The organism is Flavobacteriales bacterium (genome assembly GCA_016712535.1).
Taxonomy (GTDB): Bacteria; Bacteroidota; Bacteroidia; order Flavobacteriales_F; family PHOS-HE28; genus PHOS-HE28.
The window spans coordinates 1,298,871-1,311,893 of sequence record JADJQW010000002.1 but is presented as its reverse complement, the minus strand read 5'-3'; the positions used below and the strand labels follow the sequence as shown (position 1 = coordinate 1,311,893).

The window sequence follows — 13,023 nt, the reverse complement described above, 5'->3', positions numbered from 1 at the left end:
GTCAGCCATTGGCCTCTTGGAGCAAGCGCTGCTCCCACGCCCAAGCCGTGGACATCATCTCGTTCAGGCTGTGCTCGGCCTTCCATCCCAAGGCCTGCTCCGTGCGGCGCGTATCCGTGTAGATCGCGGCGACATCGCCGGCGCGCCGGGGGCCCATGCGGTAGTTGAGGCGCTGGTGCGCCACTGACTCGAACGCCGTGATCGCTTCCAGCACGCTCACGCCCTGCCCGGTGCCCAGGTTGAAGATGGCATGGTTCGGGGCCATGGGCCCGCGCATGGAATGCTCCAGCGCCTTCACGTGGGCGGTTGCGATGTCAGATACATGCACGTAGTCGCGGATGCACGAACCGTCGCGCGTGTCGTAATCACCGCCATGAACCACCACTTCGGGCATGCGACCCACAGCCACGCGCATGATCACGGGCACCAGGTTCGTGGGCGGATTGATCGGGTCCTCTCCAAGGAGGCCCGAGCGGTGCGCCCCCACCGGGTTGAAGTAGCGGAGGGAAATCGCGTTCAAGCCCGGCATCACTTCGGCATGGGCCTGAACGATGCGCTCGCCCACCTGCTTGGTATGCGCGTAAGGCGACTCAGGCTGGCCCAAAGGCGAATCCTCGCGGACAGGGAGCTCCGCGAGATTGCCATACACGGAGCAGGAGGACGAGAAGATGAAGTGCGGCACACGATGGGCGCCAACAGCCTCGAGCACGTTGAGCAAGGAGATGATGTTGTTCCGGTAGTAGAGCCCCGGCTCTCGCACGGATTCCGGCACCGACTTGAACGCAGCGAAATGGATGACCCCCTTCACCTGGCCTGCTTCATTGAAGGCGCGCAAGGTGGCGTCGCGATCGCATAGATCAACCTGGATGGAGCGCACGCGGCGCCCCGTGACCGCTTCGATGCGGCCATACGTGCGCGGGCTCGAGTTCGCGTGATTGTCCAAGGAGAGCACCGTGAACGGCGTGCGCTCCATGAGCTCGATGATGGTGTGCGAGCCGATGTAGCCCGCGCCCCCCGTGACGATGATCGTGCTATCCTCCATAGATCCGCTGGTAAATGGTGCGAGCGATGCCAAAACTACGGTAGCGCTCCGCCACCGGCCGGATCCGATCGTAGAGCGCACGGCGAGACCCTGAGGTCAGCAGCGCATCGATCCTGTTCACCGCGCGGCGGTAGGCTTCCGCGTTCAATCCATCGAGCACCGCGCCGATGCCATGGCGCTCGATGATCGCGGAATCGTCGGAGATGCCGGGTGTGATGATCACCGGAAGGCCGAGCGCCCAGTACTCGCCATCCTTGATCGGCGTGCAGAGCGCCTTGGTGGGCACCGGCTTCACGGGCGTGAGGGCGAAATCGGCGAGGCCCATCCAATCAGCCACTTCCGCATGCGGCACGGCATGGATGATGAAGATCCCTGGATCCAGGCTGGCGTTGCGCATCATCGGCTCCAGTTCCTCGCGCCGATGCGGCGTGAGCAGCAGCACGCGCAGCCGGCCACCCCAGTGATCGCGCGCTGCACGCAGCAGATCGAAGACCTCCTGCTCCAGGTAGATGCCACCGAATTTCCCGGCGTACACGGCCACCACCTTGTCCTCAAGCCCCCATTGGCGCAGAAGGTCAGGGCGCTTCACGCTGCGCCAATCGAATCGGTCGAGGTCAACGCAAGCCGGCTTCACATCCATGCGTTGACCGAGCAGCACCCCGTATTTCCGGTGCGCATAGTCCTTCATGCCTTCGGCGCAGGCGATCAATCGGCTTGCCCGGCGGCTCTGCAAGCGTTCCAGGGCGAACAACAGTCGATGGGCGATGCCGCCTGGCGGCCACGTGCCGTTCTCCACCATGGCCTCCGCATGCGGCTCGAAGCTGTCAATGACCAGCGGCCTGCCCGCGAGCACTGACAATACCCAACCTAACGCCCCGGCCGGGGTGCACCACGCATGCAGGCATGTGATCCGCTCACGCCGGATCACGCGAAGCAGCCGCAGCAGCACCCGCGCGGCCATCAGCGCGCCACCGACACCGAAACGGGCGTACCGGAAGGGATGATGCACGACCGATGGATCCGTTGAGCGCGGCCGCAGGACGCCAGCGCCTTTCTCCAGTGTGACCAGATGCACCGTGCTTCCCGCCGGGGCCGCTTCGAGCATCAGCCGCACATACGGCATCGTGTAGGCCTGCACGAGCGCCTCATCGTAGCCCCAATAGGTGAGCACCAGTATGCGCTGGGCGGGCTTCATTTCGGACTCTTCGGCGGCGGTGCTTTCGCTCCCGTGCCCATGCGGAATGCCGAGAGCACGAAGCCCATGTTCCGCCTGCGTGTCTCGCGCCGGATCCGCGCCAGGTGGAGCACGATGAATATGCTGCTCATATAGAACGGAACCAGCGGGATCTTGAATCGCACCAAGGCCCCGAAATTCGGCGTGGTGACGCCCACGACGAAGGCGAAGAGCAGCGCGAAGGTGAGCGCCATGAGCACGAGAGGGATCCCTGTGACAACACGGATGGTGAAGAACGGTCCGGCCCGCACCAGGCACCAGATCGTCAGGAGCAGGATCATGGCGTTCTCCAATCCGGCGAGCAGCATCACCACGCTGCGCGACTCCCACAAGTAGGGCCTGAAGAGCGCGGCATTCGTGGCAACCGGGAACTTGCCGACCAAGCCCTGCCAGGTTCCATCGAAGCGGCCCAGCTCGAAGCGGTTCGTCCCGTACTGCTTCTCATCGGAAAGGTCGCGGTGCGTGGCCTCGATCGTCTCCAAGGCCGATCCGAGAGCGAACTTGTCGAGTGCGCCGCTCAGCCGGTTCAGGATGAACAAGGACCCTCCCACCGCCACGGTCGTGGCCAACGGAAGCACCACGAACTTCACCAGCGTGCTGCGGATGCGCACCACGCGGAAGTAGGAGATCCACGCCAAGGTGCAGGGGAGCAGCACCATGAAGATGTACGGCTTGATCAGCACCATGATGAAGGCGCTGAGCACCAGCAGGGCCGAACGCGAGATGTAGTTGCGCCGCTTGAAGAAGATCTCATCCACCGCATGCGCCCAGAGGCAGACCACGCTGAACGTGTAGGTATCCTTGAGGATGGATGAGCCCCAGAAAACCGCGGATGGCATGAAGAGGAAGCCGATGGCCAGGCTCCCGGAGATGCCTGGGAAGTAGCTGACGAAGGTGCGGTAGCCCGCCCACACGCCAAGGTAGGAGAGCACGGCGGTGAGCACCGTCGTGACCAGGTAGCTCTTGAAGGAGAAGATCACGATGATGCTCGTGAGCCGCAGCACAGCGAACGTGCGATCCTCGAAGAACACGTACTGGAACGGCTTCGCCGTGTTCACCGTGTATGCTGACCAGGCGCGCATGGAATTGTCTCCCATCATCTGGTTGAAGTACTCCAAGGTGTCGCTGAACGCGAGGTTGCGCATGGCCAGCGCCGAGTAGTAGTAGGCCGTGGTATCGCCGCCCGGGTAGTAATAGAAGTAGATCAGGCTGAAGGCCATGCCGCCGAGCACCTTGGCCAGGAAGCCCGACAGGTAGTACTTGAATTCCGGCGCGGCCTTGATGAGCCTGTTGCGGCGCCGCGCGAGGACCACGTACAATCCGCCTACCAGCAGGAAGGAGAGCAGCCATTCCCAAGGCTCGATCGAAACGTCGCCGTGGTAGAAGACATAGACGAGCGGTGTCATGGCGATTCGCGGAGCAGCCGCGAAGGTCGGTTCTGCGGACGAGCGGTCATGCGCATCAGACGCGGCGCAGCCAGACGGTGAGTTGCATGCCGGTGCCCGTGAGGCGCATGGCGAGTCGCAGCAGCGGATCGATCAACGCCGGCATGTAGGTAGGGCACACCTCATAGGCATGGTGCGCAACGGCGTACCCGGTGCGCGCGCCATCGCGCTCGAAGCTCTTCAGGCCGAACTCATAGAGATGGAAGGGGCGGTGCATCGGGCTGATGTTCCCCACATAGTCGAGGCCCTGGATGCGGTAGGACGCATTGATCAATCGACCCACCAGCCAGCGCGAGGAGGGCACCTCAACGTGAATGACCCCTCCCGGCGCGAGCCATCGCGATGCCTTGGCGATGGCGGCACTCGGATCATAGAGATGCTCGAGCACGGCCCCGAAGGTGATGAAGTGGAAGCGGCCCTCCTCGTAGTCGAGGTCTTCCAAGCTTCCCAGGCGCAGGCGGTCAGCAGGGATGCCCATGCGCGCGATGGCCCGCTCATGAAAAGGCCCGGATGGCTCGAAACCGTGCGCCTCGAACCCGGATCTCTCCATCGCGATCATGGCCTTGCCCAGGCCAGCACCGATGTCGAGCGCCCTCATGCCCGGCGCGAAGCCAAGGAGCCGCTTCGCCTCTGCGATCTCCGCTTGGAAGTATGATCCGGAAACGGCGAAGTACTCCTCGCGCCAGTAGTCCTCCGGCGGAACGCCGTAATGGTCCTGCAGATCGAAGGGCACCGGCTGCGGGTTGGCGAAGATGAGGGAGCAATCCCTGCACTGCATCACCGTGGTGCAGATGCCCACGCGCTTGCGCGGGAAGGCACCTTGCGGCCGATCGAGCCGCTTGCCCATCACCCGGTGCCGCTGCACTGGCGAACCGCACATGTTGCAACGGTCCACGGCCAGGAAACGGTAGCGCGATACAGGTTTCTCCATCGTCGATCGTGCCGGGACCGGAGCCACGGCATCCGCAAGCATAACGCTTACCTGCCAAAGACGCCCCATTGCACCTTTGGAGGCCCTTGTCCGAATGGCGAAGCAGCGTGCGACGCAGGCCGGGGAATGCCGCAGCCTTACTTTCAGCCGCCTTCGCAAGCATGAACCAAACGGGCCACGCCGCTCCTTTCAAGTTGTGCATCGTGCTGCCGTGCCGCGACGAGCAGGGCGTCGTGAGCGGCACGGCTGGCGTGCTCCTCTCGGAATTGGATACGCTCGAAGCCGCAGGCCTGGCGCACCCGGATAGCTACCTGTGCTGCGTTGACGACGGCAGTCGCGACGGCACGTGGACAGAGATCACGAAACTCGCGGCCGAAACCGGACGGGTTCGCGGCATCAAGCTCAGCGCGCGCTTCGGGCATCCGAATGCACTGATCGCGGGGCTCTTCACCAACAGGCACCAAGCGGACATCCTCATCACCATCGATGCAGACCTCCAGGATGACCATTCGGTGCTGCGCGCCATGCTTGAGCATCACCGCATGGGCAAGCGCGTGGTGTACGGGGTGCGCAATGACCGTAAGGTCGATGGCGGCCTCAAGCGGCTTCTCGCGGGCATGTTCTACCGGGTCATGCATGCCATTGATCATCGCGCTGTTCGGGACCATGCGGATTTCCGCAGCGCCGATTCAGGCGTGATCGCGGATCTGGAGCGTTTCGGCGAGGCCAACCTCTACCTGCGCGGGCTGTTCCCGCTCATCGGATATCCATCGGCTGAAGTGCGTTTCACCCGGCAGGCGCGCCATGCAGGCCGGTCGAAGTATTCCTACCTCAGATTGGCGGGCCTTGCCTGGCAGGGCATCACTTCCTTCTCTACCGCGCCGCTGCGCATGGTCTTCGTGGGCGGATTGCTGATGAGCCTGCTGGCCCTCGCGCTCGGGGCATGGGTGGTGGCCGCACGCCTCACCGGGAACCCGATTGAGGGCTGGGCGAGCATCGCCCTGCTGCTGCTCACCTTCTCCTCCATCAACCTCATCAGCCTGGGCATCATCGGCGAGTATGTGGGGAAGATCTACAAGGAGGTGAAGCAGCGCCCTCGCTACATCATCGAAGCCACTGTGTGAGCGGATGCCTGGCCAAACGACCGCCTTCGCGCCGGATCAATTCGAGTCCATATACCCGGCGGGCGTTGAGCGACATTACTGGAACCGATGCCGCAACCGGGTGATTGACCGCATGCTGCGGAGCATCGGCGCCAACGGCCCCATGATCGAGGTGGGCTGCGGCAAGGGCCTTGTGGTGCTCGACCTGCGGGCCCGCGGCCACGACGTCGTGGGCGTCGATATCGCCAAGATCGAAGTTGCGGCTGGAGCATCGGCGTGGGTGCGGACCGGCACCGAAGCGCTCGCACTCCCCGAGGCTGAAGCGAAGCTCTACCGCACCTTGCTCCTGCTCGATGTGATCGAGCATATCGAGAATCCCACCGGATTCATCGCCCAGCTCCGGAATGCCTTCCCCAAGGCGGAATGGATCGTGGCCACCGTGCCAGCTCGCCAGGAGCTGTTCAGCGAGCACGACACCTTCAATCGGCATTTCCGGCGCTACGATCCGCGAACACTCCGCATGCACATGGATCCATCTGCCCACCCCGGATGGAAGGCCTGCTACTTCTTCCACACGCTTTATCCGTTCGCATGGCTGCAAGCCAGATGGTCTAAGGGGCGCAGGACGTTCTCAGGGCCTAAAGGCCTCGCGAATGCCATTCACGCCGCGCTTGGCTGCGCCTTCTTCCTGGATCACCTTGCACTGCCGGGCCGCTTGTGGGGCACCTCGATCATCTGTGCTGCGCGAATCCGTTGAGCCCCGACCTCAGTGGTGGTAGGGCCGCCGGTTCAGGATCATCAGCGCCCGGTAGAGCTGCTCGGCGAAGAGCACACGAACCAATTGATGCGGGAAGGTCATGGGCGAAAGCGCCAGGATGAGGTCAGCGCGTGCGCGAACGGCATCGGAATGGCCGTAGGCGCCACCCACGGCGAAAGCGATCTGCCGGGTTCCGGAATCGCGCCATGCACCGAGTTTGGCGGCGAATGCCGGGCTGGTGAGCAATTCGCCCCGTTCATCGAGAGCCACCAGACGCTCACCGGGCTTCAGCGCGCCCAGCACGCGCTGCCCCTCTTCAGCGCGCTGCCGCTCGGGATCAGCACCCCGCTCCTCCGGCACGATGATCGATTCAACCTCGGCCATCCGCACCATGCGGCCCAGGTACTCGATCAGCCCGTCGGCAACGAAGCCCCGGTCGGTGCGCCCTACGAACAACAGCCTGATCCTCATGACCTAGTAGTGTTGGTAAATCGTTGTTCACGAGCGAATGACGGTGGCCCGGTTGTTGCAAAATTGGGAGCCAATTCCCGCACGCATGAAACGCCTGTTGCTCTTCACGCTCCTCTTCGTCCCCATGGTCGGTGCTGTGGCGCAAGATGCCGAGAAGGACCGCGTGGTGGACGCCATCAAGATGGGCGACGCGAAAGAGCTGTCCGCCCTCTTCATCGCGAGCATCGATCTCACGGTGAAGGATGCCAGCGATGTGTACAGCAAGGCCCAGGCAGAGCAGATCCTCCGGAAGTTCTTCAATGAGAACCCGCCGGTGGACCTGGTGATCGAGCACAGCGGCGTGAGCAAGAGCGGCGACAAGTACTTCATCGGCATCCTGCGCACGCGAACGGGCTATTTCCGCACCACCTTCTTCCTGAAGAAGGGCGAGTCCGGCTTCCTCGTCAAGCAGCTGCGGATCGAGAACAGCAAGAACGACTTCTGAGCGTGCTCCCCCCAGGCACCGAAGAGCTTATCGCGCGTGCGCTCGCAGAGGACATCGGTGCTGGCGATCATACCACGCTGGCCACCATTCCGGAAGAATCAAAGGGCTCGGCCCGCCTGCTGGTGAAGCAGCCGGGCATCCTCGCCGGCGTCGAATTGGCATCGTCCATCGCGCAGCACTTCGACTCCCGCCTGCAGATCCGCCCGTACCTGATGGATGGCGCGAATGTCACCGTCGGCGATGTGGCCTTCCACCTGATCGGGCCGCAGCGATCGATCCTCACGGTGGAGCGCGTGCTGCTCAACTTCATGCAGCGCCTCAGCGGCATCGCCACGCTCACGCGACGGTACGTGGACGCCGTGGCCGACACGGGCTGCGTGATCCTCGACACGCGCAAGACAACCCCCACCCTGCGCGCGCTGGAGAAATGGGCCGTGCAGCTCGGAGGAGGGGCCAACCATCGGCATGGCCTCTATGACATGATCATGATCAAGGACAACCACCACGACATGCTGGGCGGCATCCCGCAAGCGATCGCGGCTGCACGCGCGTACTTGGACCGCATCCAGCTTGACCTGAAGATCGAGGTGGAGGTGCGGGGTCTGGATGAATTGGAACTGGTGCTTCGCCACGGCGGCGTGGATCGCGTGATGCTCGACAATTTCACCCCGGGCGTGCTCCGGAAGGCGGTTGAGCTGATCAGCGGCCGATTCGAGACTGAAGCATCAGGCGGGATCACCTTGGATACCGTTCGGTCCTTCGCGGAAACGGGCGTCGATTTCATCAGCGTGGGGGCGCTCACGCACAGCGCGCCCAGCCTCGACCTGAGCCTGAAGGCAGCTTGAGCCATGATCGAGCGGCTGCAGCGCAGGATCCTCTATTCCCGGCCTTTCCGGCGGCTGATCGCGTGGGCCTCGAGGATCATCCTGCCCGGCTTCGAGGGATTCAATGTGTACCAGATCGCCCGCTTCTTCATCGGCGCACTCGCCACGGGGCACATCGTCACGCGCGCATCGGCCATCGCCTTCAAGCTCTTCCTCGCCTTCTTCCCGGCGGTGATCGTGCTGCTCACGCTGATCCCTTATGTGCCCATCGCCGATTTCCAGGCGAGGCTGCTCTCCACCTTCCAGGACATGATGCCCCTGGAGGTGTTCAGGTTCATCAACAGCACCCTTGAGGACCTGGTGGTGAAGAAGCACGGCACGTTGCTGTCGGTGAGCTTCCTGGTCGGCCTGTACCTGGCCAGCAACAGCGTCGATGCCATACTCGCCGGCTTCAGCGGAAGCACCAACATCACCAAATGGCATAGCCCGCTGAAGCAGCGGTTGCTGAGCTTGGGGCTCCTGGTGGCGCTCACCGCACTCGCGGTCATCGCCATCCCCTTGCTCACCGTGAGCGGCATCGCCATCCACTGGGTCACTGACCTGGGCCTGATGCCCGGGGGCCTGGTCACCTACGCGCTCTTCGGGGGGAAGTGGATCATCACCATCCTGGTGGTCATCGCGGCGGTCTCGCTGCTGTACAACGCCGGCGATCCCACCGCACGGCGCTTCCGCCTGTTCACGCCGGGGGCCTTGCTGGCGGTGCTGCTGATCCTGATCGTTTCGCAGGCGCTGGCCTACATGTTCAGCAACATCACCAACTACAACGCCCTCTACGGCTCCATCGGCGCCATCCTGGCGGTGCAGTTCTGGATCTACTTCAACATGATCGCGATCCTGGTGGGCTATGAGCTGAACACCAGCATCGCCCGCGCACGGATCCTTCGCCGCACCCGGCTCGAAGTGCGCGAGGCGCCCGCATCCTGAGCGAACGGATACCTTGGCCGGGCACTGCGAACCCGACCATGCACATCCTTCAGACCCTCGCTTGCGTGCTCCTGCTGATCGCCTTCCGCGGCCCTGCGGTGGCGCAGCGCTTCGATGCCACACGCCCGCCCAACACCTTCCGCAACGCGGACAACCCGCATTACTGGAAGAACCGGCCGCCCTTCGAGGGCTATTGGCAGCAGGATGTCCATTACATCATCGATGCGCGGCTCGATGACAGCACCGATGTGCTCACCGCCGAAGCAACGCTGCATTACTGGAACAACTCGCCCGATACGCTGCGGCATGTCTTCTTCCACCTTTATCAGGAAGCATATGTACCCGGCTCCTACAACCTGGATCAGGAGCGGGAGAGCTGGCGATCGCGCATCAACGGTCCATATGCGGGAACACGCGTGCTGAAGCTCAGGCAGGATGATGCGGACCTGCGCACCGAGCAGGACAACACCATCCTGAAAGCGTGGTTGGCCGAACCGCTCCCGCCTGGTGAACGCGCCACCTTCCGCATCGCTTTCAGCACGCATTGGAGCTTCACCGCCTACCGCCGCATGAAGCTCTTCAACGCATGGGGCTGGAAGCACTATGACGGCGTGCATTGGTACCCGCGCATCGCGGTGTACGACCGCACGCACGGCTGGGACACGCAGCAGCACCTGGGCAACGAGTTCTATGGCGACTTCGGCACCTTCGATGTCACCCTCGATCTGCCGCACCACTACATCCTCGACGCCACGGGCGTGCTGCAGAACCCGGGTGAATGCCTCCCAGCGGAACTCAGGGCCAAGCTGGACATCCGCAACTTCAAGGACAAGCCTTGGGACGAGGCCCCGAGCACCGTGATCGAGCCTACAGCCGGCAAGCGCAAGAAGTGGAGATTCCACAGCGAGAACACGCACGACTTCGCCTTCACGGCCGATCCCACCTACCGCATCGGCGAAGCCGAATGGAACGGCGTGAAGTGCATCGCCCTGGCGCAGGAACCGCACGCCAGCCAATGGCAGAACGCCGCTGATTATTGCGCCAAGACGATCAAAGCGCTGAGCGAATCCATCGGCATGTACGCCTACCCGAAGATGATCGTTGCCGATGCGCGCGACGGCATGGAGTACCCGATGCTCACCCTCGACAGCGGCAACGACCCCAACTACCGCGGCCTCTTCGTGCATGAGATCGGGCATAACTGGTTCTATGGCATGGTGGGCAACAACGAGACCTACCGCGCTCTGCTCGACGAGGGCTTCACGCAATTCCTCACCGCCTGGGGGCTGGAGCTGATCGATGGGGATACAATGGTGTCCGAGCCTGCGCGCACAGCGTACGAACGGCGCTACGCTTTGCCCGAACTCGCCCGCGAGAGCGAGGTGTACCACGGCTACCAGCGCGATGCCGTGCGCCTTCGCGTGCCGCCGACCAACACCCATAGCGATGAGTTCGGCTACTGGACCGATCGCGGCTACGGCGGATTCGGCCACGTGTACAGCAAGACCGCGGTGATGCTCTACAACCTGCAGTACGTGCTCGGCGATTCGCTCTTCCAAAGCGCCATGCAGCACTACTTCGACCGTTGGCGCATGTGCCATCCCACGGTGCAGGACATGCGCCAGAGCTTCATCGACCGCACCAAGGCGGATCTCAACTGGTTCTTCGACCAGTGGATCGAGACCGACAAGACCATCGACTACGCCGTGAAGCGCGTCACGCGGCGCCATGGCGACAAGGGCCAGACGATCACGCTCCGGCGCAAGGGCGACATGCAGATGCCCATCGACCTGCACATCACCGCGAAGGATGGGAAGACCTACGGCTACCACGTCCCCAACACCTGGTTCGTGAAGCGCACCGATGCCACCGTGCTGCCGCGCTGGATCGGCTTCGGCGACTTGCGCCGCGATTACACGCTGCAAGTGGACATCCCATCGGGCATCGCCGAGGTGGTGATCGACAGCACCAACCGATTGGCCGACCGCTACAAGCTGAACGACCGGATGCCGCTCCCGCTGGAGGTCGGGTTCGACCACCACATCCGCAATCTGCCCGATCGCCGGATCTACGAAGCCGCCGCGCGCCCCGACCTCTGGTGGAACGGCTATGACGGCGTGAAGGCGGGCTTCCATCTGAACGGCCACTACATGCGGCACAAGCACCGTCTGCACCTGAGTGCTTGGATCAACACCGGCCTGGCGCAGCATCTGCCCGGCCAAGGAGAATCGCCCTTCGGCGACACGCTGAGCACCAGCACCGCGAACCGCTTCGATCGGCTGAGCGTGAACTTCCGCTACGCCAACGGAACCGAGAAACTGCTCCTGGGATCCAGCGTGTTCGTGCATGCACGCGCGCTCGATGGCCTCAACCGCTTCGGCGGCGGCTTCCGCTGGGACCTGCCCAATGGGCGAACCGAGGCACAGGCCGAAGCGCTCTACTTCTGGCGCCGCGACAGCACCGACCTGATCTATCTGCTGCACCCCCAGCAATGGGAATTGAATGCGCTGAATGCCTCCGTGAACGTGAGCCTGCGCCACCGCTACGATAGACGGGGCACGCAAGGCAACTTGCTTCTGGAAGCCCGCAATAGCGCTCCCGGCTCTGCCAAGGGCTACGGCTGGGTGCGCCTCACGGCAATCAACACCAACCGCAAGGGCCGGCTCGAGCTGCGCACGCGCTTCATCGCGCAGTATGGCAGCGGAAGCACTCCGCGTGAGAGCGCGCTCTACCTCGCCGGCGCCTCACCAGAGGAGATGATGGAGAACAAGTACGTGCGCAGCGCTGGCCTGGTGCCCTACGACTGGACCGGATACGGCAGCAACGTGAACCAATTCCAGCACGGCGGCGGCCTCGGCCTTCGCGGCTACGCAGGCTACCTCGCCCCGGAGACCGACGCCGACGGCAATCAAGTGCTCACCTATCTGGGCAACACCGGTGCGGCGGTGAGCGGCGAGCTCGACCTCGACGGCCTCGTACGATTCAGCCCCGGGAAGATCGGCCGCACCCTGCACCTCGATGCCTACCTCTTCGGCGATGCCGGGGTGATGGGCTACCGGCGCGCCGATGGATCGGGCACCGTGCAGGAGCTTGCCTTGCCGCGCGCCGATGCAGGCCTCGGCTTCGCGCTCACCATCAAGCGCTGGGGGCCGCTCACGGACCTGAAGCCCTTGACCATCCGCTTCGACATGCCGCTCATGCTCTCGGCGCTGCCCGCCACAGAGACGGAGCACCTCGCCTTCCGTTACATCTTCGCGATCGGCCGCAGTTTCTGACGCACCATGAAGCACATCCTCACCGCCCTCCTTTTCCTTTGCTCGATCTGCGCGCAAGCGCAACCGCCCAATGCCGGGGTCACCGGCCGATGGACCACCATTGACGACAACACGGGCAAGCCGCGCAGCACGGTGGAGATCACCATCAGCAACGGCACGCTCACCGGCCGCATCGTGGACCTCGCCGACAAGGCCAAGCTGGAGAAGCTGTGCGAGAAATGCCCCGACGACCGCAAGAACAAACGCGTCGTGGGCCTGGAGATCATCCGTGGCATGAAGGCCGATGGCGATGAGTGGGAGGACGGCACCATCCTCGATCCCGAGACCGGCAAGGTGTACGATTGCAAGATCTGGCTGGAAGACGGGAAGCTGCAGGTGCGCGGCTACATCGCGTTCTTCTTCAGGACGCAGACGTGGGTGCGTTGAGCTTAGCGCCTTCTGTCGATTCGTTGCTCAAGATGAAATTCGCAAGG

12 protein-coding genes are annotated in these 13,023 nt (G+C 63.5%); 7 read left to right on the top strand and 5 right to left on the bottom strand.

What is annotated here, in order from left to right:
- Nucleotide 1: 1 nt before the first annotated feature.
- Genes galE through IPK70_05320 form a run of 4 tightly spaced genes read right to left on the bottom strand, consistent with a single transcriptional unit; the run spans nt 2 to nt 4,652 of the window.
- Nucleotides 2-1,042 (bottom strand): UDP-glucose 4-epimerase GalE, encoded by a 1,041-nt coding sequence (gene galE, locus IPK70_05335; protein ID MBK8226579.1) that lies wholly within the window; start codon nt 1,040-1,042, stop codon nt 2-4.
- On the bottom strand, nt 1,032-2,237 hold the full coding sequence (locus tag IPK70_05330) for a glycosyltransferase (protein ID MBK8226578.1): 1,206 nt from the start codon (nt 2,235-2,237) through the stop codon (nt 1,032-1,034). Before IPK70_05330 ends, galE begins: the two co-directional genes overlap by 11 nt.
- Nucleotides 2,234-3,682, bottom strand: a complete 1,449-nt coding sequence (locus IPK70_05325; GenBank protein MBK8226577.1) for a hypothetical protein — start codon at nt 3,680-3,682, stop codon at nt 2,234-2,236. Before IPK70_05325 ends, IPK70_05330 begins: the two co-directional genes overlap by 4 nt.
- A 55-nt stretch (nt 3,683-3,737) precedes the next feature.
- Nucleotides 3,738-4,652, bottom strand: a complete 915-nt coding sequence (locus IPK70_05320) for a class I SAM-dependent methyltransferase (GenBank protein ID MBK8226576.1) — start codon at nt 4,650-4,652, stop codon at nt 3,738-3,740.
- Between the two features lie 161 nt (nt 4,653-4,813).
- Between IPK70_05320 and IPK70_05315 the strand changes: the two genes are divergently transcribed.
- Complete coding sequence (locus tag IPK70_05315) at nt 4,814-5,776, top strand: glycosyltransferase family 2 protein (GenBank protein ID MBK8226575.1); 963 nt, start codon at nt 4,814-4,816, stop codon at nt 5,774-5,776.
- Between the two features lie 112 nt (nt 5,777-5,888).
- Nucleotides 5,889-6,512: a methyltransferase domain-containing protein gene (locus IPK70_05310; protein MBK8226574.1), complete on the top strand. Its 624-nt coding sequence runs from the start codon at nt 5,889-5,891 to the stop codon at nt 6,510-6,512.
- A gap of 9 nt (nt 6,513-6,521) precedes the next feature.
- Here the strand turns inward: IPK70_05310 and IPK70_05305 are convergent, their stop codons facing one another.
- Nucleotides 6,522-6,983, bottom strand: coding sequence for a 23S rRNA (pseudouridine(1915)-N(3))-methyltransferase RlmH (locus IPK70_05305; GenBank protein ID MBK8226573.1), 462 nt, complete (start codon nt 6,981-6,983; stop codon nt 6,522-6,524).
- A gap of 85 nt (nt 6,984-7,068) precedes the next feature.
- Between IPK70_05305 and IPK70_05300 the strand changes: the two genes are divergently transcribed.
- The 5 genes from IPK70_05300 to IPK70_05280 are packed head-to-tail and all read left to right on the top strand — an operon-like array spanning nt 7,069 to nt 12,976.
- On the top strand, nt 7,069-7,467 hold the full coding sequence (locus IPK70_05300; protein MBK8226572.1) for a DUF4783 domain-containing protein: 399 nt from the start codon (nt 7,069-7,071) through the stop codon (nt 7,465-7,467).
- Nucleotides 7,464-8,312 (top strand): carboxylating nicotinate-nucleotide diphosphorylase, encoded by an 849-nt coding sequence (gene nadC, locus IPK70_05295; GenBank protein ID MBK8226571.1) that lies wholly within the window; start codon nt 7,464-7,466, stop codon nt 8,310-8,312. The genes IPK70_05300 and nadC overlap by 4 nt, the downstream gene beginning before the upstream one ends.
- 3 nt (nt 8,313-8,315) lie before the next feature.
- Nucleotides 8,316-9,275, top strand: a complete 960-nt coding sequence (locus IPK70_05290) for a YihY/virulence factor BrkB family protein (GenBank protein MBK8226570.1) — start codon at nt 8,316-8,318, stop codon at nt 9,273-9,275.
- A 38-nt stretch (nt 9,276-9,313) separates the two neighbouring features.
- Nucleotides 9,314-12,550 carry a M1 family metallopeptidase gene (locus tag IPK70_05285; GenBank protein MBK8226569.1) on the top strand — a complete coding sequence of 1,079 codons (3,237 nt, stop codon included), beginning with the start codon at nt 9,314-9,316 and terminating at the stop codon, nt 12,548-12,550.
- A 6-nt stretch (nt 12,551-12,556) separates the two neighbouring features.
- Nucleotides 12,557-12,976 (top strand): DUF2147 domain-containing protein, encoded by a 420-nt coding sequence (locus tag IPK70_05280; protein MBK8226568.1) that lies wholly within the window; start codon nt 12,557-12,559, stop codon nt 12,974-12,976.
- Nucleotides 12,977-13,023: the final 47 nt, after the last annotated feature.